Origin of the sequence: Pandoraea thiooxydans (assembly GCF_001931675.1) — a bacterium.
Taxonomy (GTDB): Bacteria; Pseudomonadota; Gammaproteobacteria; order Burkholderiales; family Burkholderiaceae; genus Pandoraea; species Pandoraea thiooxydans.
On record NZ_CP014839.1, the window covers coordinates 2589390 to 2613535 of the forward strand.

The 24146-nt window shown below is 63.5% G+C and carries 19 protein-coding genes and 1 tRNA gene; 12 read left to right on the forward strand and 8 right to left on the reverse strand.

Going from position 1 to position 24146, the window contains the following annotated elements; genetic code table 11:
- The first annotated feature begins 478 nt into the window (after positions 1–478).
- The 8 genes from PATSB16_RS11860 (at position 479) to PATSB16_RS11895 (ending at position 12724) form a co-directional block, all read left to right on the forward strand.
- Complete coding sequence (locus PATSB16_RS11860; RefSeq protein WP_047214328.1) at positions 479–1627, forward strand: porin; 1149 nt, start codon at positions 479–481, stop codon at positions 1625–1627.
- Between the two features lie 71 nt (positions 1628–1698).
- Positions 1699–2694, forward strand: coding sequence for a YncE family protein (locus PATSB16_RS11865; RefSeq protein WP_047214329.1), 996 nt, complete (start codon positions 1699–1701; stop codon positions 2692–2694).
- Between the two features lie 154 nt (positions 2695–2848).
- A complete protein-coding gene (locus PATSB16_RS11870) occupies positions 2849–4234 on the forward strand; it encodes a TolC family protein (protein ID WP_047214330.1) in 1386 nt (461 codons plus the stop codon).
- A 3-nt stretch (positions 4235–4237) separates the two neighbouring features.
- Positions 4238–5284 carry an efflux RND transporter periplasmic adaptor subunit gene (locus tag PATSB16_RS11875; RefSeq protein ID WP_052892668.1) on the forward strand — a complete coding sequence of 349 codons (1047 nt, stop codon included), beginning with the start codon at positions 4238–4240 and terminating at the stop codon, positions 5282–5284.
- The gene (locus tag PATSB16_RS11880; protein ID WP_047214331.1) at positions 5281–8358 is read left to right on the forward strand and encodes an efflux RND transporter permease subunit; all 3078 of its coding nucleotides are present in this window, start codon (positions 5281–5283) and stop codon (positions 8356–8358) included. Before PATSB16_RS11875 ends, PATSB16_RS11880 begins: the two co-directional genes overlap by 4 nt.
- A 520-nt stretch (positions 8359–8878) precedes the next feature.
- Positions 8879–9781: a LysR substrate-binding domain-containing protein gene (locus tag PATSB16_RS11885; RefSeq protein WP_047214332.1), complete on the forward strand. Its 903-nt coding sequence runs from the start codon at positions 8879–8881 to the stop codon at positions 9779–9781.
- Between the two features lie 225 nt (positions 9782–10006).
- A complete protein-coding gene (gene cuyA, locus PATSB16_RS11890) occupies positions 10007–11020 on the forward strand; it encodes a D-cysteate sulfo-lyase (RefSeq protein ID WP_047214333.1) in 1014 nt (337 codons plus the stop codon).
- 207 nt (positions 11021–11227) lie between these two features.
- Positions 11228–12724 (forward strand): APC family permease, encoded by a 1497-nt coding sequence (locus tag PATSB16_RS11895; protein WP_047214334.1) that lies wholly within the window; start codon positions 11228–11230, stop codon positions 12722–12724.
- Between the two features lie 148 nt (positions 12725–12872).
- Here PATSB16_RS11895 and PATSB16_RS11900 read toward each other — a convergent pair.
- From PATSB16_RS11900 to cysS, 6 genes are all read right to left on the reverse strand, one after another.
- Positions 12873–12966 (reverse strand) — tRNA-Ser (locus PATSB16_RS11900).
- Positions 12967–13082: 116 nt separating this feature from the next.
- A complete protein-coding gene (locus tag PATSB16_RS11905) occupies positions 13083–14333 on the reverse strand; it encodes an aspartate kinase (protein ID WP_047214335.1) in 1251 nt (416 codons plus the stop codon).
- A 189-nt stretch (positions 14334–14522) separates the two neighbouring features.
- Entirely contained in the window at positions 14523–16010 is a 1488-nt protein-coding gene (tilS, locus tag PATSB16_RS11910) for a tRNA lysidine(34) synthetase TilS (RefSeq protein WP_083566768.1), read from the reverse strand.
- Positions 15979–16947, reverse strand: coding sequence for an acetyl-CoA carboxylase carboxyltransferase subunit alpha (locus PATSB16_RS11915; protein ID WP_047214336.1), 969 nt, complete (start codon positions 16945–16947; stop codon positions 15979–15981). The genes tilS and PATSB16_RS11915 overlap by 32 nt, the downstream gene beginning before the upstream one ends.
- A 94-nt stretch (positions 16948–17041) precedes the next feature.
- Positions 17042–17848, reverse strand: coding sequence for a DNA-3-methyladenine glycosylase family protein (locus tag PATSB16_RS11920; RefSeq protein WP_047214337.1), 807 nt, complete (start codon positions 17846–17848; stop codon positions 17042–17044).
- A 10-nt stretch (positions 17849–17858) separates the two neighbouring features.
- Positions 17859–19265 (reverse strand): cysteine--tRNA ligase, encoded by a 1407-nt coding sequence (cysS, locus tag PATSB16_RS11925; RefSeq protein ID WP_047214338.1) that lies wholly within the window; start codon positions 19263–19265, stop codon positions 17859–17861.
- Positions 19266–19466: 201 nt separating this feature from the next.
- Here cysS and PATSB16_RS11930 point away from each other — a divergent pair, with 201 nt between their 5' ends.
- From PATSB16_RS11930 to PATSB16_RS11945, 4 genes are read left to right on the forward strand one after another with little or no spacing between them, the layout of a single operon-like run.
- Positions 19467–20075, forward strand: coding sequence for a tetratricopeptide repeat protein (locus PATSB16_RS11930; protein ID WP_047214339.1), 609 nt, complete (start codon positions 19467–19469; stop codon positions 20073–20075).
- Positions 20076–20134: 59 nt separating this feature from the next.
- The gene (locus PATSB16_RS11935) at positions 20135–20746 is read left to right on the forward strand and encodes a peptidylprolyl isomerase (RefSeq protein WP_047214340.1); all 612 of its coding nucleotides are present in this window, start codon (positions 20135–20137) and stop codon (positions 20744–20746) included.
- Positions 20747–20790: 44 nt separating this feature from the next.
- A complete protein-coding gene (locus PATSB16_RS11940) occupies positions 20791–21285 on the forward strand; it encodes a peptidylprolyl isomerase (protein WP_047214342.1) in 495 nt (164 codons plus the stop codon).
- Between the two features lie 11 nt (positions 21286–21296).
- Positions 21297–22118 (forward strand): UDP-2,3-diacylglucosamine diphosphatase, encoded by an 822-nt coding sequence (locus PATSB16_RS11945; RefSeq protein ID WP_047214343.1) that lies wholly within the window; start codon positions 21297–21299, stop codon positions 22116–22118.
- Between the two features lie 67 nt (positions 22119–22185).
- On the opposite strand, the gene cysE is transcribed toward PATSB16_RS11945, so the two are convergent.
- Together cysE and PATSB16_RS11955 are read right to left on the reverse strand one after the other, a co-directional pair.
- Positions 22186–22965, reverse strand: a complete 780-nt coding sequence (cysE, locus tag PATSB16_RS11950) for a serine O-acetyltransferase (RefSeq protein WP_047214345.1) — start codon at positions 22963–22965, stop codon at positions 22186–22188.
- A 283-nt stretch (positions 22966–23248) separates the two neighbouring features.
- The gene (locus PATSB16_RS11955; protein WP_047214346.1) at positions 23249–24037 is read right to left on the reverse strand and encodes an RNA methyltransferase; all 789 of its coding nucleotides are present in this window, start codon (positions 24035–24037) and stop codon (positions 23249–23251) included.
- Positions 24038–24146: the final 109 nt, after the last annotated feature.

Sequence of the window (24146 nt, forward strand, 5' to 3'; positions counted from 1 at the left end):
AAAAAGAAGGCAAACCGGTAGTGAATCACCGATTGATGAAAGTTTGATGATCGCCGGCGCCGTCGAAGCCGAGTTACCACCACCGATCGGCCCCAGTACCCCCGATGGCGGGTGGCGTCATCGCGACAAGCCTGAGCTGGTCGCTAACGGCCAATGAATAAATATATTACATCCAGAATTAAATATTATTTAAGGCTGCGATTTTTATTAATCGAAGGCATTCAATGCGAATCAACATGGGACAAATCAAAGTTAACCCTAAGTAATTGATGTCTTATTTTCATGCCATATGAGGAAATAGAAATTTCGACGCAAGTTACTGATTTTCTTGAAAAATTTTTTGACAGTTTTGATATATTAGATATTATATTCTGCATTACTTAACGCATGAACCGCGTCGCTTGACGCTTCTGGAGATGCCTATCGCCACAGTTGTCCCGAATGAGAAATCAATATTAAAAACTGATTAGGAGACGTCATGAAAATAAAGTTATCCCCCGTTTTTGCTGTCGCTCTTTTGGGTGCCGCCTCGTGCGCGCATGCGCAAAGCAGCATTACCCTTTACGGCGTGATCGACGATTCGCTGACTTACTTCAACAACTCCGGAGGCAGCTCGATACTTCAACTGCAAGGTCCGAATTTCACGGCCAACAAGTGGGGCATGAAGGGCACCGAAGATCTGGGCGGTGGTCTCAAGGCGATTTTCGATCTCGAAAACGGTTTTAACCTCAATAACGGCCAGCTCGGCCAGGGAGGACTCGAGTTCGGCCGTCAGGCATTCGTCGGCCTGACGGGCGACTCCTGGGGTACCGTCACGATCGGACGCCAATACGACCCGACGGTCGACTTGATCCAGGGCATCACCGCCGACGGTGAATATGGTCCGGCCTTTGCGACCCCGGGCGACGCGGACAACAACGACTTCACGTTCCGCGTGAATAACGCCATCAAGTATCTCAGCCCGGTCTACGCCGGACTGCAATACGAAATCCTGTACGCCTTGGGCGGCGTCGCGGGCAACCTTTCGTCCGGCCAGACTTACTCGGCAGCCGCCCTGTATACGCACGGCGGATTGAGCCTTGCCGCGGGCTACCTGTTCACCAAGAATGATGGCGTGGGCGGCGCGGGAACCACCGAGCTGACCCAGAACAATTCGGTCACGCCGCTCTATGGCGCCATCCCCATGGTCGGGTCGCGGCAAATCGTGCAATTGGCCGGCCAGTATGTGGTCGGCCCATTCACCGCGAATGTGCGCTACAGCAATGCGCAGTACAAGCCCTATCAAGTCTTTGCCGCATTCAATCGCACCGAAACCTTCAATACCGGCGCGGCGTCGCTGGGCTATCAGGTCACCCCGGCCGAACTGGTCGCTATCGGCTACACATTTACCAAATCCAGCGGAGCTTCCTCGGCTACCTACAACTCCATAGCCGCGACCTCGGAGTACAGCTTCTCGCAGCGCACAGCCCTGTATGCCACGGCGGCCTTCACGCATGCCAGCGGCAACACCTTCAGCGAGGACGGCTCGACCATCGTGCCGGCCGGCGGCGCGGTGGCCGACATGACCGCGACCTCGAGCACGCCGAACCAGATCGCGATCATGGCGGGCATCAGTCACCGGTTTTAAGCATTGCCGAGTTATCGTTGTACCCAGAGACTAATCAAGTCGCTTGAAGACTAAAATCGATTGGAGACATCATGACCTCATCTTTCAAACTGCAAGCCGTGGCATTGAGCGCCGCAATGATCGGCCTTTTCGCCACCCCCGTGTACGCCGCCTCGCAATATCACCTGGTCAAGACCATCAATCTGCCCGGCGCGAAGGGCGGTCACGGCGATTGGGTCGCATACGACCCGCAAACCGAAACCGTCTGGCTGTCGCAAGCGCCCGATCACAACGTTGTGGTGATCGATGCCAATAAACTCGACGTCAAGGCCACCATCCCTGATGTCGAAGTGGGCAATGGCATCGACATCAATCATAAATACGCATTCATCGCCGACGCCAAGCCGAATAAATTGGTCGTCATCAACAAGCGCACCTACAAAAAAGTGGCCGACGTCGACAGCGGCGGCAAAGGACCCGATGGCGTCAACGTCGACACGCGCACCGGCAAGGTGTTCGTGGCCAACGACGATACCAACTCGGAAGCGGTGTTCGAAGGCAAGGCGCCGTTCAAGCGCCTGACCGTTTTCAAGCTCAAGCCCGAGGACTCCAAGGACGGCCCTGACGTGGCGCTTTACGTCCGCTCGCTGGATCGGCTCTATCAGCCGGTGGGCAGCGACATCGACGTCATCAATCCCAACACCAACAAGATCGTCGCGGTGTGGAATTTCGGCGTCAAGAGTACCGCCAAGGGTGGCATCTACGACACCAAGACCAAGCACCTGATCTTCGGCACGGGTGACAAGAAGATGCTGGTCATCGATGCCACCACCGGCAAATTGGTGACGACCATCCCAGTGGCGGGACCGGTCGATCAAACGGCGGTCGATATCGCCAAACGACGCGCCTTCATTGGCGACAAGACGGGCAACATCGAAGTCGTCGATCTCGACACCAATCAAGTGGTCGACCATATCGCGACAGAAAAGAATATGCATACGCTCGCGGTCGATACCAAGCAACACCGCCTCTTTGTCTATCTGAACGCCAGCAACAAGGTCGGCGTGTACGCGCAAAACACGCCATAGAGCGTCGCTCGCCGGCGCATCGCGCCGGTCGGCATTCTCACGCAGCGATTTGCCAGGTGCCGGTGGCGGCGCCTGGCCTCCTTGACTCTTTTGATTCGCTAACCATGCTGACGAAGAATATCGTCGTGCCCGCCACTTCAGCGCGGGGACGAACATGAAAGCACCCAATTGGCGGGTCTGCCGTGCCTACCGGCGGACCCTGTTGAGCGGCCTCGCCTGCTGTGCCCTGAGCAGCTGCGCGACCTACCACCCGCTACCGCTGGCCACGCGGGCGGATCTTGGGGCCAGCATCACGCAGGTGCGGCACACGGTGCCGGCAGGCGCGGGGCGGCCGGGCGTGAGCATCGACGTGAGCCGGGCGCTGAGCGTGGACCAGATCGGCGTGCTGGCGATCCTCAACGATCCGGCCCTGCGTGCCGAGCACGGCCAGTCCGAGCTGGCGCGCGCCGGGGTGATCCAAAGCGCGCTGCTGCCCAACCCGTCGGTGGGCCTGGGCTACGCGGCGCTGCTGGGCGGGCCCGGCACCACCGGCGCGCTCAGCGCCTCGCTGAGCCAGGACATTGCCTCGCTGGTGACTTATCACAACCGCGTGGCCTCGGCGCGCGCGCACGCGGCCCAGGTCAACGCGCAGCTGCTGTGGCAGGAGTGGCAGGTCGCGCAGAAAGCGCGCCTGCTGGCGCTGGACCTGTACTGGGGCGGGCAGGCGATCGCGGCCAGCCAGGCCCGGCTGGCCGCGCTCACGCAATTGAGCCGGCGCCTGCAGCAGGCGGTGGACCAGGGCAGCCTGAGCCTGGCCGCGCTGGGCCCCGTGCAGGCCTCGCTGGCCTCGCAGGCGCGCTCGCTGCAGGCGCTGCATTTGACGCAGATGGACAACTGGCGCGCGCTCGACGCGCTGCTGGGGCTGCGCCCGGCGGTGCGCTTCGATATCGCCCGGCCGCATCCGCCGGTGCTGCCCGCGCAGCTGGACGCGCTGGCCGCGAGCGTGGCGCAGCGCCGCCCCGACCTGATCGCGCTGCGCCTGGGCTACCGCTCGGCCGACCAGGACGTGCGCGCGGCCATCCTCGGCCAGTTCCCGGCGTTCGTGCTGGGCGGCTCGTGGAGCTCGGACACCTCGGACGTGCGCTCGGGCGGGCCCACCGTGACCTTCGACCTGCCGATCTTCAACCGCAACCAGGGCCAGATCGCCCAGGCGCGCGCGAGCCGGCGCGTGCTGCACGCGCAGTATCAAAGCCGGCTCGATGACACGCAGGCCAGCATCCTGGCGCTGCGCGCGCGCAGCCAGTATCTGGCCGCGCGCCTGGGGCCGGCGCGGGCCGCCGCGGCCACGGCCGGCGCGCAGGCCGAGGCGGCCCGCGGGGCCTATGCCCAGCACAATCTGGACCAACGCACGCTGGACGATTATGAGAGCACTGCCTTGCAGCAGCGCCTGGCGCTGTTCGATCTGCAGCGCGGCCTGGGCGAGGCGCGCATCGCACTGACCCTGGAGCTGGGGCTGGGCCTGCCGCCCGCCCGCATCGCTCCGCTCGATTCCAAGAGGTAAGCCATGAACTATCGATGGATTCTCGGCGCAGCGCTGCTCGCCGTGGGCACGGGCGCCGCCTTGGGCGCGCCGGCCAAGGACGCGGCACCGAGCGTGCTGGTCACGCTCACCGCCTTGCATCAGGGCAGCCTGGCGCGCACGGTCTCGGCCTACGGGGTGGTGCAGCCCGGGGCCGCGGGCCAGCGCACGGTGATGGCGCCGGCCTCGCAAACGGTGGGCGCGGTGTACGTGCGCGCGGGCGAGGCCGTGGCCGCGGGCGCGCCGCTGCTGCGGCTGGTGCCCAGCCCCGAGACGGCCGCGGCCTACGCGCAGGCCCGCTCGGCGCAGCGGGTGGCCCAGCAGTTGGCCACGCGCACGCAGCAGATGTTCGCGCAGCACCTGGCCACCGCGCAGCAACTGGCCGATGCGCAGAAGGCCGCTGGCGACGCGCGCGCGACGCTGGCCGCGCTCGATGCGCAGGGCGCGAACGGGCCGACGGTGCTGCGCGCGCCGTTTCGCGCGATCGTGCTGCGCCTGTCGGCCGCGCCCGGGGCGCTGGTCTCGGCGGGCACCCCGCTGCTGGCGCTGGCCAGGCCCGAGGCCCTGGTGCTCAAGGTGGGGGTCACCCCCGCGCAGGCCGCGCTGATCCAGTCTGGCGAGTCGGCCAGCATCGCCGTGCTGGGCCAGGCGCAGCCCATCGCGGGCCGCGTCGAGCAGCGCGGCGCGATGATCGATCCGGCCAGCGGGCTGGTGCCGGTGCAGATCGGCGTGCCGGCCAATCGGTTGCTGCCCGGCCAGGCGGCCGAGGCCACCATCACGGTGGGCCGGACGCAGGGCTATGTGGTGCCGCATGCGGCGCTGCTGGCCGACGATCAGGGCGCGCCGTACGTGGTGCAGGCCAAGGGCGGCGCCGCGCGCAAGGTGCCGGTGCGGGTGCTGGGCACGCACGGCGACCAGGACGTGATCGCCGGCGCGGGCCTGGACGCGGGCCAGCCGCTGGTGCTCTCGGGCAACTACCAGCTCGATGACGGCATGCACCTGCGGGTCGCAGCCCAGGGAGCGGCCAAATGACGCTCGCCGGCTGGCTTCACCGTTATCGCCTGCCGGTGCTGAGCGTGGCGTTCGTGCTCACGATCGCCGGCATCTACGCGGCCATCAGCTTGCCGGTGGGCCTGTTCCCGCTGACCAGCTTCCCGCGCATTCGCATCGAGGTCGACGCGGGCAGCATGCCGGCGCGGCAGATGCTGGTCGATGTCACGCAGCCGCTGGAGGCGGCCGCGCGGGCGGTGCCCGGGGCGGTGGACGTGTCCTCGACGACCTCGCGCGGCTCGGCCGAGATCTTCGTGGACTTCCCGTGGGGCTCGGACATGAACCGGGCGCTGCTGAGCGTGGATGCGGCCTTCGCGCAGAAGCTGCCGGACCTGCCGGCGGGCACCGGGTACGATGCGATCCAGATGAGCCCGAACGTGATCATGCCGTTCGTCTCGTACGCGCTGCTCTCGGACCAGGTCTCGCCCGCGGCGTTGCGCCAGCTCGCGCGTCACCAGATCCTGCCGATGCTCACCGGCATCGCGGGCATCCGGCGCGTGGGGGTGCTCGGCGGCCAGACCCCGGAGGTGCAGGTGTCGGTGGCGCCGCAGACCCTGCAAAGCTACGGGCTGACGATCGACGACGTGGCCCACGCGCTGTCGGCCACCAACACGGTGGCCGCGGTCGGGCGCCTGGAGGACAACGACCTGCTGTATCTGGCGGTGGCCAACAACGCCTTCACCTCGATCGAGTCGGTGCGCCGCGTGACGGTGCCCACCGCCGGCGGCGGCATCGTGCGGCTGGACCAGATCGCCCAGGTCAAGATGGGCTCGGCCCCGCAGTGGCTGCTGGTCGACGACAACGGCCACCCGGCGGTGACCTTCGACGTGTACCAGCAGGACCGGGCCGATTCGCTGGACCTGGCCCGCCAGGTGCAGCAGCGCCTGGACGCGTTCATGAAGACGCAGCCGGGCTCGATCCATCTGTATAAGTGGTACGACCAGACGCAGCTGGTGCGCTCCTCGATCGCCGCGCTCGAGGAGGCCATCGCCATCGGGCTGGTGTTTGCCGCGGGGGTGCTGTTCTGGTTCCTGCGCAATTGGCGGGTGACGGCCGTGGCGATGATCGTGGTGCCCATGTCGGTGCTGTGCAGCGTGCTGATCCTGTACCTGCTGGGCATGACCCTGAACATCATGACGCTGGGCGGGATTGCCGCGGCCATCGGCCTGCTCATCGACGACGTGATCGTGATGATCGAGCATATCGCGCGGCGCGTGGGCCACCCCGATCAGACCGACCCGCATGCGGGGGTGCTGCACGCGGCGCGCGAATTCCTCTCGCCGCTGCTGGGCTCGACCCTGGCCACCACCATCATCTTCATCCCGCTGGCGTTTCTCTCGGGCATCACCGGGGCGTTCTTCAAGTTCCTCTCGCTGACGATGGCCTCGTCGCTGATCATCTCGTTCCTGCTCACGGCCTTCACCGCGCCCTTGCTCGCGCGCGGCCTGGTCGACTTCAGCAAGTGGAAGGACCCCGGGCACGGCAAGGACACCTGGCTGCGGCGCACCCACGCGCGCCTGCTCGACAAGCTGTTTCGCGTGCCCTTGCTGATCCTGCCGGGGCTGCTGGTGCTCATCGGCTTCGGCTACCTGGCCTACCACCACGTGGGCACCGGCTTCCTGCCGCGCATGGACGAGGGCGGCTTCGTGCTGGACTATCAGACCGCGCCGGGCACCTCGCTGGGCGAGACCAACCGGGAGCTCGCCCAGGTCGAGGCGATCCTCAAGCACAACCCGTACGTCGACACCTACTCGCGGCGCACCGGCGCGGGGCTCGGGGGCGACCTGAGCGAGACCTACCAGGGCGACTTCTTCGTGCATCTGACCGATGCGGCCAAGCGGCCCGACATCTGGCACGTGATGGACGACATCTCGGCCAAGGTCACGCAGCAGGTGCCGGGCATCGACTTCGATACGCACCAGCTGATGAGCGACATGATCGGCGACATGGTGGGGCGTCGCCAGCCGGTGGTGATCCAGCTGAGCGCGAAGGATCCGGGCGTGCTGGGGGCGGTGGCCCAGCGGGTGGCCGATGCGATCGGCAAGGTGCCGGGGATCGAGCCGGCCTCGGTCGACGACGGCGTGGTGCCGGCGGGCGACGCGCTGGAGATCCGGGTCGACCCGGCCGCGGCCGCGCTCAAGGGCATGACCCCGGCGCAGGTCAAGGCGCAGGTCTATCACTACCTGCACGGCGCGCTGGTCACCCGCTATCTGGGCACGGTCGAGGACGTGGGGGTGCGGCTGTGGCTCGCCGCGCCGCACACGCCGATCTACCGGGACGCGCTGGGCGCGCTGCCGCTGCGCGCGCCCAACGGGCAGCTGTTCACGCTGGGCACGGTGGCCAGCACGCGCTTCGTGGCCGGGCAGCCGCAGCTCACGCGCGACAACCTGCAGCAGATCGTGGCGGTGACCGCGCAGATCGGCGGCGGGCACGACCTGGGCTCGACCATTGCCGCGGTCAAGCACACGCTGGCCAAGCCCGGGCTGATCCCGCCCGGGGTCAGCTACACCTTCGGGGGCGCCTACAAGCAGCAGCAGATGGCGGTGCGCGGCATGTTGAAGGTGTTCGCCGCGGCGGTGGTCGCCGAGATCATCCTGTTGCTGTTCCTGTACCGGCGCCTGCTGATTCCGCTGATCATCATGGGCACCTCGCTGGTGTCGACCGGGGCGGTGTTCGTGGGGCTGTGGGTCACCGGGGTGGAGCTCAACATCACGGCGATGATGGGCATGGTGATGATCATCGGCATTGCCACCGAGATGGCGATCTTCCTGGTCTCGGAGTATCAGCTGCTGCGCGAGAGCGAGGGCCTGGGGCCGCGCCAGGCGCTGCGCGAGGCCGCACTCAACCGGCTGCGCCCGATCGTGATGAGCACCCTGGCGATGATCCTGGCGCTGGTGCCGCTGGGCGCGGCCATCAGCGGCTCGGGCGACCAGATGCTCCAGCCCCTGGCCATCGCCATCATCGCCGGCGCCCTGGTGCAGCTGCCGCTGGTGCTGGTGGTCATGCCCGTGCTGATCGAGTTGTTCACCCGGCGCAGCGAGACGGCGACCGCGTAGTGAACGGCTATCGTCATGGGAAGCGCCTTCGGGCGCTTCCCTGGCGAATCTCTTTCGGCGAAACTCACCCCGCCTGAATCGATGCCCCATCTCGGTCTCCGCATTTCAAGCAGACGGACCGAGACATAACCGCCATCGCCTAGAATAATGGGCCCATTAACGTGGGTCGCCTCGTCAGACGAACGCGCCGCTCCGGTAACTGAGAAAGCAACCCTCGTAGTCGGCGTGTTCTCACGGCAATCACCGACGCAACAGCCATCACCAATATCCCCTTTTTGCGATGCCCCCCCGACCGTGCAATCGGTAGCGGTCCCGTAGAGTTAACGTGCTCGCCGAAACATGCCCCTGCATAGCACGCTTGCTCGATACCCTGCGTCGGTTACCATTCCATCTCTTACCACTGGGTGACGGCGGCCGGATTGTCGTGACGGATAACCGGCAACGATGTCAATCGCGCCAGTCGCACTCACCCTGGCGCAATTGAGCATTTGATCCGTTGGGTAGACCTATGGGGGCGCACATGGAAGTCAAATGGTTGGAGGATTTCATTGCGCTCGCGCAATGCAATAACTTCTCTCGAGCAGCCGAGTTGCGCAATCTCACCCAATCGGGATTCAGCCGCCGCATCCGCGCCCTGGAACAATGGGTGGGCGCAGCACTGGTGGACCGAAGCACCTACCCGCCATCGATCACCGCTGCCGGTGAACTGCTGCTTGAAACCGCCCGCGACGTGGTTCATAAACTGGTCGACACCCGAACCGTGATTCGCACGCAACAGCGCATGCCGGGTGCCGGACTGCTGATCGCCGCCGGACATACGATTGCGCTGAATTTCCTGCCAAGCTGGCTCACCACGCTGGCGAATCATCACATAAACCTCAGCGCCCGGGTGACGGCAACCAACGGTCACGATTCGATCATGATGCTGGTCAACGGCAGCTGCGAATTGGTTCTGGTGTATCACCATCCTGACATCGCGCTGATGCTGGACCCGGTACGCTACGATTTCGTTACGGTGGGTCGCGATGCGCTGTTGCCGGTCAGCCGCGCCACGCCGCACGGGCAGCCGATGTATAGTCTGCCGGGCCGCGCCAATCATCCCGTACCACTGCTGTCTTACACCGAAACATCGTATTTCGGTCGAGGCGTCAAATTGATCGTGAAGCGAGCGAATCCCGCTCCGGCGTTATATCTTCGCTACGAGTCAGATATGGCGGAAGTGCTCAAGCGCATGGCGCTGCAAGGACATGGGATGGCATGGGTACCGGCGAGTTCGATCCAACGGGAATTGGACATCGGCGAGCTTGTGCCGTCTGGCGCACCAGCCTGGCATCTGGACCTGGAGATTCGCGCCTATCGTGATTTAACCAACCAGAGTCCGGCCCTCGAGAAACTTTGGTCTTACCTCAAAGCGACCGCATAGTCCGCAGTCCGGCGCGGCGCGTCAAGCGTGACGGCCTGACGCATGATCTATGACGATTCGTCATTACGGCTTGCTGAACCCGCATAACGCTACGGGCCAGCTTCACTATACTGGGTTCCAGCGAATGCCATCGGCCGACCGATATGGCAACCATCGCGCGCACCACGCTGACCGAGGCAGGCATTCTGCCTGGTCATCCCAAATGCCTGATCCTTGGAGACAAAATTGAATCTATCGCCGTTTCCGCGTGTCAAGCTTGGACATTTCCCAACCCCGCTCGAACCCCTCGACCGCCTGAGTGAATTGCTCGGCGGACCCAGGATTTTCATTAAGCGGGACGATTGCACAGGGCTCGCAACCGGCGGCAACAAGACACGCAAACTGGAATTCCTGATGGCCGATGCACTCGCCAAGGGAGCCGACACCGTGCTTACCCAGGGCGCAATTCAGTCGAATCACGCGCGGCAAACCGCAGCAGCCGCGGCTAAGCTTGGCTTGAAGTGCCGTATCCTGCTCGAGAGCCGCATCGATAATCCCACCACCGAGTATCTCCAATCGGGCAACGTGCAACTCGATCATCTGCTTGGGGCGCCGACGAGGGTCTACCCCGAGGGGACCGATATGAACCGGGCGATGCAAGAGGCCGCCGACGAGGTACGTCATGACGGCGGTACGCCATACGTTATCCCCGGCGGCGGCTCCAACGCGATCGGCGCGCTAGGCTATGTGGAGTGCGCATTGGAATTGCTCGTGCAAGGCAACAGCATGGGAATTCGCATTGATCATGTCGTACACGCAACCGGTAGCGCCGGCACGCAAGCGGGTCTGGTCGCAGGCTTCGAGGGCTGTCGCAGCGGTATTCCGGTGCTGGGCATTGGTGTGCGTGCGGCTCGACCAACTCAGGAAGAAAACGTTTATCGCGAAGCTCGCGAAACCGCGGCACTGCTCGGCATGCATGATGCGGTGGCTCGTGAACGAGTAATCGCCAATTGCGATTATGTCGGCCCGGGATACGGGGTGCCCACTGACGGGATGTTGGAAGCGCTCACCCTGCTGGCACGCACCGAGGGCATTCTGCTCGACCCAGTCTATACCGGCAAAGGCATGGCAGGCCTCGTCGATCTGGTCAGGAAAAAGCATTTCAGGCAGGGACAAAACATCGTTTTTGTCCACACCGGCGGCAGCGCGGGTCTATTTGGCTACACCAGCGCGTTTGCGGCCTCGAGTCCTAAGTGGTAAGGCGCTCAGAATCGGTGCACGCAAGGCCGGACAACATCGCGCGAATGCGAAAGTGCCGATAGAGCAACACACCGCTTTGCAAACGGACATATTGAAGCAAGCTGCCCGGCGCAGCCACATTGATCAAAGGAGATACTAACCAGACGGATTTTGCCGTGGAGAAACAGCATCGCTTGGCTACCAACAAGTACCATTCGAGGAGACGCAATGAGTAGCGGTGATTTGCAGACTGAGTCGGGCTTCCACCTGAGTAAAACGTTGGGTGTGTTAGCCATCATGGCATCGGCCGTCACGCAGGAGTATGGGGCCGGCATCAATTTTGTCGCAGTGCAAAGCTTGAGCGTATATCCCGCGATCCGTGATCTTGTGCCGCTCGCGATGTTCGTGACCGGACTGCTGGTGCTCACCAAGACCTATCTGTATGCCCGCTTCTCGCAAGTGATGCCCAGCGCCGGATCCGCCTACGCCTGGATCGTGCGAAGCCTGGGTTTGCCAATCGGCTTCGTGGCGAATTTCATCTGGTGGGTTGGCGTGACTTCTGCGATGGGTTTTCTTGCCTTCGCGTTTGGCACGTTTCTCGGCCAAGCATTCGCAAGCGCCGGCTGGCCCATCGGTGCCGAAATCATGACGCCCACCGGGCATATCATTGTTGGACTGCTGGCCATCTGGCTGGTCTTTGGGATCCATGCCAGTGGTGTCCATCAATATGGGCGTTTCGTGACGATTCTTTTTGCGCTGATCCTGATTGTGGCGCTGACAATTGTCGGGGTTGCCTTCACGACACCGCAGCAGACATTCCTCCATCTGCTAAGCACCCGGGAAAATCTCACTCTGACGGCTCCGGCGAGCGCCGAGCCATTCCGCCTGGGTGCATTTTTCTCGGTCTGCGCCCTGTTCATCTTCGCCTATGGCGGCATCAGTGCCGCACCGGGCCTGGGAGGCGAGTCTCGCAATGCCAGGATATCGGTACCTCGCGGCATCATGTGGGCCTGGTTCGTCGCTGTGGTCCTATTCACCACCGTCTCGGCAGCGCTCTTTCACGTAGCCCCCTGGTGGGCCATTATCGGTTTGATCAAAGCCGGCAAGTCATCGCTGGCTACCGCCCCCGGCCTGATCAGCATCATCGCGCCACGCACGCTGAGTGTGACCTTGAATTTCGTCGTGGCGCTGGTGGTCGGCAAGACGCTGGCACCCCAAATGATGTGCGCCTCGCGCATGGCTTTCGCCTGGGGGCAGGACCACATGTTCAGCGACCGATTTGTTCAAACATCCAATCGCCGCGTGCCGATGGCGGCGCTGCTGCTCTCAGCCGGACTGGCATCGCTCTTCCTGCTGGAATCGGCTTACGTCGGCTGGTCGCTAGGCGTGGTGGTACGTTCATTGAGCGTGATTCTGATCTGGTTCCTGATGGCGGCCAGCGCGCTCAACCTGCGGTTCAATCCCCGCTTCTCGCAAACGCCCTGGAGCGCCCCGCTCAAACGGGATCCGTGGCTCATGATGGCCGCGATCGCTTCACTGGTGATTACCGTCGTGTTATTTCGTGCCGCCGCGATCTCACCGCATACGCCGTTTGTTTTTCAGCCGTTGGTCCAGGGCGTTGTGCTGGCAATAGTCGGCATGGTGATCCTGGCGAGTGCTCGGCGGCGAGCAGCGCTCACGGGCGAGAATCTGGGCGAGCGAGTCGCCGCGCCGCCGTTGGAGTGATTGCCCGATAGGTGCCCGACCGCGCAATGCCGCCACATGGCTCCCAATGACCGGGCAACCTGCTCATGTGAGAGACCGGCGCTGAGTTGAAGCGCAAAAGACGAAAACCCCTGATTTCTCGCAAAATCAGGGGTTTTCATTTTTTTACTGGCGGAGACGGAGGGATTCGAACCCTCGATCCAGGTTTTGGCCCAGATGCTCCCTTAGCAGGGGAGTGCCTTCGACCTCTCGGCCACGTCTCCTGAACTTCGCGCCGCGCTGTCCGGAAGACGGCGCGGCGAAGGCAGAATAATAACGGTTCGGGGCAGAACGGTCAAATATCATGACGCTCTGCTGACGATCCGCCTCAACTCAGGCCTCAGGCCTGATCGAGTTCGAAAGCCTTGTGCAGGGCGCGCACGGCCAGTTCCATGTATTTCTCGTCAATCAGCACCGAGATCTTGATTTCGGAGGTGGAAATCATCTGGATGTTGATCCCCTCTTCAGCGAGCGTGCGGAAAGCCGTGCTGGCGATGCCGACGTGCGAGCGCATGCCGACGCCGACCACCGAGACTTTCGAAACCTTCGGATCGCCGACGATTTCGGCGGCACCCACGTGCGCCTGCACGCTGGTTTTGAGGATCTCCATCGCGCGCTGGTATTCGCCGCGCCCCACCGTGAACGTGAAGTCGGTCTTGCCCTCCACGCTCTGGTTCTGGATGATCATGTCGACGTCGATATTGGCGTCGGCGATCGGCCCCAGAATCTGGTAGGCGATACCTGGCCGGTCCGGCACCCCCCGGACGGTGATCTTGCCTTCGTCGCGCTGAAACGCGATGCCCGAGATGACTGCCTTTTCCATCGTGTCGTCTTCCTCAAAAGTAATCAAAGTGCCGGAACGCATTTCCTGCTCGAGCGGGCACAGCGGGTCGGTCAGGCTCGACAGCACTCGGGTCTTCACCTGGTATTTGCCGGCGAATTCCACCGAGCGGATCTGCAGCACCTTGGAGCCCAGGCTGGCCATCTCGAGCATTTCTTCGAAGGTGATCTTGTCGAGCCGGCGGGCGTCGTCGACCACACGCGGATCGGTGGTATAGACGCCGTCCACGTCAGTGTAGATCAGGCATTCGTCGGCCCCCAGCGCGGCTGCCATGGCCACCGCCGAGGTGTCGGAGCCGCCGCGCCCGAGCGTCGTGATGTGGCCGTTCGGATCGACCCCCTGGAAACCGGTGATGACGACGACCTTGCCTTCGTCCAGATCTTTCAGCACGCGCTCGCTGTCGATTTCGCTGATGCGCGCCTTGGTAAACGCACTGTCGGTCTTGACCGCCACTTGCCAGCCCGCGTAGCTCACCGCATCGAGCCCTTCGGCCTTGAGTGCGAGCGCCAGCAAGCCGACACTGACCTGCTCGCCGGTCGCGGCGATCATGTCGAGCTCGCGCGGATCGGGATGCGCGGAAATTTCCTTGGCCAGACCGAGCAGCCGGTTGGTCTCGCCGGACATCGCGGATGGCACCACCACCATGCGATGACCGGCCTTGTGCCACTTGGCGACGCGCTTGGCAACGTTCTTGATGCGCTCGACGGAGCCCATCGAGGTGCCGCCATATTTGTGTACGATCAGAGCCATATCATCACTAAAACATTGATTGCAAAAAATTGGGATTCGACGCAGATGGCGCAACGCTTTTGGCAACGCACTCGGCCAGCGCAAGGCCAGCGGACCGCAAACTCGAGCAGGGATAGGGCGCCCCAGTCAGCGCAACAGGGTATTATCGCATGATTTGCGGCGTCGCTTGACTGCCGCGGGGCTCGCGTGTCAGTCGCCGAGACTATGCCACGCAAGGCGCCACCACGCCCCGGGGTGTGGCTCGAGTTGCCCCGCCGCATCGCGCAGAAGCCGTTGATCGACGCCCAGCCGCGGCACGAATAAAATCTTCGACCCCAGCCAGACAACCGGCACGGCCCGTTGCCAGACCGGCACGCCTTCGGCCTGAAACAGGTTTTTCAGCGTCTTGCTCGGCTGGCGCGGATGCCGCTTGAGCCGTTCGCCGCCGCTTCTTGGCTCGGCACGCAACGGGGCCGAGCTCAGCAGGGCCTCGGGCACGTCCGTGGCCGCATCGACAGCGCTGCCGGGCGGCATCGGCGCAAAGATCAGCGTGCCGCGCCAATTCGGCAAGCGCCACTCGCGCTGCCCGTGCCAGCGCAGCGTCGCCGTGGTGTCGGCCTGGCGCGTCGGCGTGGGTGACGCTTCTTCCCAATACAGCCGATGGCGATAAAGACGCATCACGCGGCCGTCGTGCGGCAACGCGACTTGCGCCGCGCCGTCGGTACGACGCAGTTGTCGCTGCCAGTCCGCCAGGCGCGACTCGCTGGCCGGGCGCAGTCCCTGCACACGTACCCAATACCGCAACAGATTGCTCAGGCGAGCCTCGCCGAGCGTCAGCAGCTGCCGGTGATCGAGCCCCGTGCCATCGGGCCGGCGCGCCGCCTGCAGATCTTGCGCGCCGAGTTCGTCCAGCAGTGTTTGAGCCTGGTGTGCGTGGCGCGCGAAACGCGCCAGCGTTTGGCGATAGCCGGGAGCGTGCCTGGCCAGGGCCGGCATCACGTCATGGCGCAAGGCGTTGCGCAGAAAGCGCGGATCCTGATTCGAGGCATCCTCGACCCAATCCAGGCCGCGCCGTGCCGCATAGGCATCGATGGCCGCGCGCGAGACGTTCAACAAGGGTCGCACCAGTGTCACGCCGGCCAGGCGGCCGGGCCGATCCATCTCGGGCATGCCCGCCACCCCCGGCAGGCCGGTGCCGCGCAGTAATTGCAGCAGTATCGTTTCAGCCTGATCGTCCGCGTGATGGGCCGTCATCAGGCAGGTCGCGCCATGCTGCTGGCATAGCTCGCGCAACGCCGCGTAGCGGGCTTGGCGCGCCGCGGCCTCGACGCCCTGCCCGGCCCGCTCGGCAAGCCGGACCCGGCGCGCGTCGAAAGGCACTTGCAGGGCCGCCGCGCGCTCGGCGCAAAACCGTTGCCAGATATCGGCCTGACGGCTCAGGCCGTGATGAATATGCAGGGCGACCAGATGGATGCCGAGCTCGTCGGCGACACTCGCGGCCGCGTCGAGCAGCACGGCCGAATCGCGCCCACCGCTCAGTGCGATGGCGACTCGCGGGATGGTGCCGGGAATATGGGAGGAGGATGAAACACAGGACGCCAGCCAGCCGGCCAGCGCCTGCCGAACCGCCGCCAAGACGTCGGCGACGGCGCGATCGGCGCCAGAACTATTTGGCGCCGGTTTCCTTGAATTTGCCATAGCTCAGCAGCCGCTCGTGCCGGCGCGCCAGCAACTCGCGCGGACTCATGCCATGGAACTGTCGAAGTGTATCGGCCAGGGCGCGCTTGAGCATGCCCGACATGCCGAGCGGATCGCGATGGGCGCCGCCCAGCGGCTCGTTGACGATCTTGTCGATCAGGCCCAGCGCCTTCAGGCGGTGCGCCGTCAGCCCCAGCGCCTCGGCGGCCTCCGGCGCCTTGGCCGCGCTTTTCCAGAGAATCGACGCGCAACCCTCGGGGGAAATCACCGAATACGTGGCGAATTGCAGCATCAGCACGCTATCGCCCACGGCCACCGCCAGCGCGCCGCCCGAGCCGCCCTCGCCGATGATGGTGGTGACGATCGGCGTCTTGAGTTCGGCCATCACATACAGGTTGTAGCCGATGGCCTCGGATTGGCCGCGCTCTTCGGCGTCGATGCCGGGATAGGCACCCGGCGTGTCGACGAAGGTGAAGATCGGCAGATTGAATTTCTCGGCCAGCCGCATCAGTCGCAATGCCTTGCGATACCCTTCGGGCCGCGGCATGCCGAAATTGCGCAGCGCGCGCTCCTTGGTGTCGCGTCCTTTCTGATGACCGATCACCATGCAGGCCTGGCCGTTGAAGCGCGCCATGCCGCCGACGATGGCCTGATCGTCGGCAAAATGACGATCGCCGTGCAATTCGTGGAAATCGGTGAAGATGTTGCGCACATAATCGAGCGTATAGGGCCGCTGCGGGTGGCGCGCAATTTGCGAGACCTGCCATGGCGTCAGGTTCGCATAGATATCTTTGGTCAGCTGCTGGCTTTTTTTCGAGAGCCGGTCGATCTCTTCGGAAATATCAACTGCCGAGTCGTCCTGCACGAAACGCAATTCTTCGATCTTTGCGTCAAGCTCGGCGATCGGTTGTTCAAAATCCAAAAAGGTTGTTTTCATCGAGTAACCCCGGAAAATTCGGCAGCGTATTGTAACTCTTGCGAGACGATCCGGCCGGATCGCGCACAGATATATCTAATCGCCGCAAATAACATCAGTATTCGACCGGTAGCGGATCGAGGCTGCGCCACATGTACCACGTCGCCACGGACCGCCACGGTTCCCAGTTGGCGGCGACCTCGCGCGCTTCGCTGCGCGTCACGGGCTCGCCGCTGAAATAGTTTGTGCTGATCGCGTTGATCAAACCGATATCGTCGAGCGGCAGCACATTGGGCCGCAGCAGGTTGAACATCAGGAACATCTCGGCCGTCCAGCGACCGATGCCACGGATCTGCGTCAGTTCCGCGATCACGCTCTCGTCGTCCATTTCGGACCATGAACTCACATGCAACGCGCCGGATTTGAAATGCCCGGCCAGGTCATGGATGTATTCGGCCTTGCGTTTGGACAGCCCGCATGCCGTCAGGGCCTCGTGGCCCGCCTTGAGGAATTGCGCGGGCGTCAGCCGCGGACAGGTCGCCTCGACGCGGTCCCAGACGGATTGCGCGGCCTTCACGGAAATCTGCTGGCCGACGATCGAGCGCGCCAGCGTCACGAACGGATCGCCCCGCCCGAGCAGATGCGCCGGCCCGAACTGCGGGATCAGTTTTTTCAGGATGCGATCGCGCCTGACCAGATCGCTACAGGCTTTGTCCCAGTATTCCGGGCGTCCCGTGCCGGCCGTATGGACAGGTACCGCTCCCGTTACGACGACCGGTACCGCCTTGGACGTGTCGATTTGGGTGGCTTTACTGGTTTTGGCGACGACCTGCGTGGTTTTCGCAGCTTTTGCGGGCGTGGCGGGCGCTTTTAGCGCAGCGCTCTTACCGCGCGCAGTCGTGGTGGTTTTGCGAGTTGCCATCGATGTTCTCTTAACCCCGCCGCCATTCGGTCAGGCCGCCCGGCCGATCTTCCAGGACAATTCCCTCGGCCAGCAACTCCGCACGAATCCGATCGGCTTCGGCGAAATTCTTCGCTTGCTTGGCCGCCGCGCGCGCGGCAATGCGTGCCTCGATGCCGGCATTGGCCGAGGCCTGCGCGCTCGCGTCGCTGCCTGCTCTCGGCATCCCCTGGAGGAACACCTGCGGCTCGCGCCCGAGCAGTCCCAGCGTCGCGGCAAGCCCTTTGAGCTGGCGCGCCAGCTCGGCCGATTGGGTTTTGTTGATCGTGTTGACCAGCTCGAACAGTACCGAGACGGCCAGTGCGGTGTTGAAGTCGTCGTTCATCGCCGCGCGAAAACGCTGCGCGTGATCTTCTTCCCAATCGAGCGGCGCGGCGTCGGGTGCGACATCCTTGAGCGCCGTATAAAGGCGCGTCAGCGCGCCGCGGGCGTCCTCGAGATGGGCGTCGCTGTAATTCAACGGACTGCGGTAATGCGTGCGCAGAATGAAAAACCGGACGACTTCGGCGTCGAACTTTTCCAGCACTTCGCGGATGGTGAAGAAGTTGCCGAGCGATTTCGACATCTTCTCGTTGTCGACCCGCACGAAACCATTGTGCATCCAGTAGTTGACGAAAGGCTTGCCGCTCGCCCCTTCGCTTTGTGCAATTTCATTCTCGTGATGCGGAAATTGCAGATCGGCCCCGCCGCCGTGGATGTCGAAATGCTCACCCAGCAGCTGGCAGCTCATGGCCGAGCATTCGATGTGCCATCCGGGGCGGCCGGCGCCCCACGGCGAAGCCCACTTCGATTCATCGGGCTCCTGCGGTTTGGCGCGCTTCCACAGCACGAAGTCGAGCGGATCGCGCTTGGCCTCGTTGGCGGCGACGCGCTCGCCGGCGCGCAAATCCTCGAGAGATTTGCCCGACAGCTTGCCGTAGCCTACGAATTTCCGTACTGCGTAATTGACGTCGCCGTCGTCGGCCTGGTAGGCGTAACCGTTGCGCTCGAGCCGGCCGATCATGTCGAGCATCTGCGGCACGAAGCGGGTAGCGCGCGGCTCATGATCGGGGCGTTGAACGCCAAGCGCGTCTGCATCTTCGTGCATGTAGCGAATGAACCGCTCGGTCAGCGCGCCGATGGTTTCGCCGTTTTCGCTCGCGCGCTTGATGATCTTGTCGTCGATATCGGTGATGTTACGCACGTAGGTCACACGATAGCCGATCGTGCGCAGCCAACGCTGCACCATGTCGAATACCACCATGACGCGCGCGTGGCCGACATGGCAATAGTCGTAGACGGTCATGCCGCACACGTACATGCGCACTTCGCCGGGCGTCAGCGATACAAATGGCTGCTTATCCCGCGCCAGTGAGTTGTAAATCCGGAGTGAATCCATAGAAACGATGCGTGGCCGCCTGCCGATTTTCCCGCCATGCCAGTCCAGGAAAACGCCCGCTGGTCGAAGGGTACAGCGAGGCGGCAATAGAAGCACGTCCGCACGGCCAAGGAGTATCCCCCAGCACGTGTGAGCGTTTTGTTAGAATGCGGCCGAGTATAGCACCACTTATATGCCCCTTTGCACCCTCCGGCTGCCACTATGACCTTTCGTTTCCGGTTTCTCCCGCGCCCTGTCCTGGCTGTCCTGACGGCCGTGCTCATCATGAGCGGCGCCGCTCAAGCGCAGTTGCTGTCGCCCCAGCAGGAGGCCGGTGCCGCCATCGGCAAATTAGTCGATAGCCGCCAATACCAGGCGGCCCTGCCGCGCATCGATGCCTATCTGAAAAAGTATCCGCGCGATGCGCAAATGCGCTTCACGCGCGGGCGCGTGCTGACGGAACTCGGCCAGCGCGAGCAGGCCATCGCGGCATTCACTGCGTTGACGCAGGACTTTCCTGAACTGCCCGAGCCGTACAACAACCTGGCGGCGCTATATGCGCAGGAAGGCCACTACGAGCAGGCCCGCGCCGCACTCGAGATGGCGATTCGCACCAACCCGAATTTCGCCGTCGCCTATGCGAACCTGGGCGACGTCTACGCCAAACTGGCCACACAGGCCTATGCGCGGGCCAACCAGCTCGCCCCCAGCGCCAACGTGAACGCGAAGATCCAGGCGCTCGATCATCTGCTGCAGAGCCAGACGATCGCGCCGGTGTCCGCAGCACCAGCCAGCGCGGCTCCGGCCGTCAGCGGTCACACAAGTCCCTGATGCGGTGGCGTCTTGCCACTGCAATGCCATTACCGCCGTTATTTTCGGGAATGAAATCCATGTCAAATCGTCTTTCTCTTTGGCGCGTCGCAGCATGCGGCGCAACCGCCCTGAGCTTGCTGAGCATCGCCCCCGTGCACGCTCAAGACAAAAACCAGGCGGCCTCGACGAGCCATCCGGTCGTGCAGTTCAAGACCAGCGACGGCGATTTCAAAGTCGAACTGTTTCCGGAGAAAGCACCCAAGACGGTCGCCAATTTCGTTCAGTATGTCAAAAGCGGCTTTTATAACGGCACGATCTTCCACCGCGTCATCAACGGCTTCATGATTCAAGGCGGCGGCTACACGCCCGACTATAAAGAGAAGCCGACGCGCGCGCCGATCGCACTGGAAAGCCGCAATGGCCTGAAGAATGCGACGGGCACCATTGCGATGGCCCGCACCAGTGATCCGAACTCCGCCACCTCGCAATTTTTCATCAATGTGGCGGATAATGCTTCATTGGATTATCCGCAGCCGGATGGTTACGGTTATGCGGTGTTCGGCAAGGTCATCGCCGGCATGGACACGGTCGAGCGCATCAAGGCGGTGCCGACCACTACCCGCGGCCCCTATGCCAATACGCCGGTCACTCCTGTCGTGATCAAATCCGCCGCCGTGGTTCAACCCTGAACCGGAACCTGGCATCATCTCCACTTTTTTGCAAAGGAAACATCATGGTCGAGCTGCACACCAACTTCGGCGTCATTCGTCTCGAACTGGACTCGGACAAGGCGCCGAAAACCGTAGAGAATTTTTTGAACTACGTGCGTAAGGGCCATTACGACAACACGATTTTCCATCGCGTCATCGATGGCTTCATGATTCAGGGCGGCGGCTTCGAGCCGGGCATGAAACAGAAGGAGTCCGACGCGCCGATCGAAAACGAGGCAAACAACGGCCTGCAAAACGATCGCGGCACGATCGCAATGGCTCGTACCAACGACCCGCACTCGGCCACGGCGCAGTTCTTCATCAACGTGAAGGACAACGAGTTCCTCAACTTCAAGGCGCCCAACTCGAGCGGCTGGGGTTACTGCGTGTTCGGCAAAGTGATCGAGGGGCTCGATGTGGTCGACCAGATCAAGGCCGTCAAAACCGGCTCGCGCGGTTTCCACCAGGACGTCCCGACCGACGACGTGATTATCGAAAAAGCCGTGATCGTCGCCTAACTCGCTCTCGTATGCCGTTCGAGATCGCGCGGTTGCCCGCCTCGTTTCATTTGCGCGGGCCCGCGCTTTTTATTTCCGATCTGCACCTGAGTCCGGCACTGCCGCGCACGACGGCCGCCTTCGATGCCCTGTTGCAGGGCCCGGCACGGTCAGCGGGAGAGTTGTTCATTCTGGGTGACTTTTTCGAATATTGGGTCGGCGACGACATGCTCGATACCGACCCGGACGACCCAGCCTCGTTCGGCGCCTTCGCCCGCGATATCGCCGCCCGGCTCGCGGCACTGGGCGCGACTGGCATTCCGATCCACATCATGCCGGGCAACCGCGACTTCCTGCTCGGGCAGCGATTTGCCCGCAGCGCCGGCGCCACGCTGCTGCACGACCCGTGTGTCGTCGAGCGCTTTGGACAGCGCATCGTGCTCACGCACGGAGATATGTTATGCCGCGACGATCTGGCCTATATGCGTTATCGCCGCATCGTGCGCTCGCCCCGGCTGCAGCACCTGTTCCTGGCATTGCCGCTGCGGTTTCGCATGGCCATCGCCGAACGGCTGCGCGCGCGCAGCGCCGGCACCCAACAGCGCAAAATCTATGACGACGTCGATCATGCGGCGGCACGCGAATTGTTCTCGTGCGCCGAGGCCCCGACGCTGATCCACGGCCATACCCACCGCCCCGCGTGTCACGAAGACCGCGACGCCCGGGGGCGGTCCACGCATCGCTGGGTGCTCACCGACTGGGAGTGCGATCATGGCCAGCCGCGGGCCGGCTATCTCCAATGGGACGCAGACGGCTTGCGGGCCGTGCCATATTCGGCCCCGCAGCACCTTTAGCGCGCCGGGTATTGGCAGGCGAACCCGGCGCCGACGGCATGAGCTTGCGCCTCGCGCAAATGGCGGGCTAGTTGTCCTGAATGCCCTCGCCGAGCTTGCGTAACTCGCTGGCGTCCACCTTGCAGCGCTGCAGTACCTCCAGATGCGCGCCGAGCCGGTCGAGCGCGGCCAGTATCGCCTCGATTTTCTGGGAGTGATCGGCTGCATTCTCGATCAGGCCGTGAATCGCCAACGACACCGGGTCATCCGCATTCGGCGTGATGCCGTAAGCGGAGAACTCGGGTTTGGCGGCCTCGCCCTCAGGTTTTTCGCGCGGCCGGTCCGGCGAGATGACGCGCGCCGGGTTGCCCACCGCGGTGGCCCCTGGCGGCACCGGCTTGACCACCACCGCATTGGAGCCGATCTTCGCGCCCTCGCCCACCGTAAAGCCGCCCAGCACTTGCGCGCCCGCACCGACGATGACGCCCCGCTCGAGCGTCGGGTGGCGCTTGGCGCCACGCGTGAGCGATGTACCGCCCAGCGTCACTCCCTGGTAAATCGTGCAGTCGTCGCCGATGATTGCCGTCTCGCCGATGACTACCCCCATGCCGTGGTCGATGAACACACGTCGGCCGATGGTCGCGCCGGGGTGAATCTCGATGCCGGTCAGAAAACGGCCGAATTGCGACAGAAAGCGCCCCAGCCACCTGAAGCCGAGTTGCCAGCATCCGTGCGCCATCCGATGCCAGAGCACCGCGTGCAGCCCCGGATAGCAGGTCAGAACTTCCCAGTTGCTGCGCGCAGCGGGGTCTTTTTGCCGAATCGCGGCAATGTCTTCGCGAATATGGGATAGCGTTTCAGATGGCATGGCCCTGATATCGATCTCGAATGCGTGTTGGGAAAAGGCAAAAGGCGACGCGCGATGTCTTACGATGGCGCATCGCATGCACGGCGAGCGTTACGCGCGCGTACAGGACACGGAGTACGGCAGGCACGCGCAACAACGTTGACGCAGACGGTTCATAGGCGGCGAGTCGATTTTACGGAGGGGCGCCGAAGAGCGCCTCGACCGGGCAATTCTGGACTTATGATTTCGGATTGTATGAGTTTTTGCGAATCCCTGCTGAGCCCCGGGTTGCCTGCGCAATACGCTACTTGCGAGGCTGCCGCTGCAGGATATGCTTGGCGATGCCGCGCAAAATATTGACTTCCTCGTGCTCCAGGCCGCTGCGCGCGAACAGGCGGCGCAGCCGCGTCATCAATCGCTTCGGGTTGGCCGGATCGAGAAAATCGAGCGCCACCAGCGCCGACTCCAAATGCGCGAACATTCCTTCGATTTCATCACGGCTGGCCAGCAACTCCCCGGGCGGCGGCTCGTACCCGGACAGCGACGGTTGCTCGGCCAGGCACGCCAGGCGTGCCTCATAGGCGATCACCTGCACCGCCTGCGACAGATTCAGCGATGCATACGCCGGATTGGCCGGGATATGCACCAGGGCGTTGCAGAGTTCGACGGCCTCGTTGGGCAACCCTGCCCGCTCGCTGCCGAAGACGAAAGCGATCTGTTGGCCGCGAACCGCATGCCGGCATGCCAGGGCCGCCGACTCGCGCGGCACCGCCGATGGCGGTCCATATTCGCGGGTGCGCGCGGACAGTGCCACGGCCCAATTGACGCCGGTCAGCGCCGCCGGCAGATCCGGCTCGATGCGTGTGGCGGCCAGGACGTCGTCGGCGCCGCTGGCCAAGGCAATGGCCTCGGGGTGCTGCAGGACGTCGCTGCCCAAGCGCGGAGCGGCCAGCACCAATTGGCCGAATCCCATGGTCTTGATGGCCCGCGCGGCCGCACCGACATTGCCGGGGTGACTGGTTTCCACCAGCACGAATCGGAATTGATGAAACAGCGCATCGCGCCGTGCCACTTCGTCGGGGGGGATCGCCATCGCAAATCTCTCTCAAATGTGCCGAAACCGGCAGCCGGAGCGCACAACTGCACGACAGTTGGCACGACACCCGACTCCTCGGCTAAAATAGCGTTCTTTCGCCGTCGAA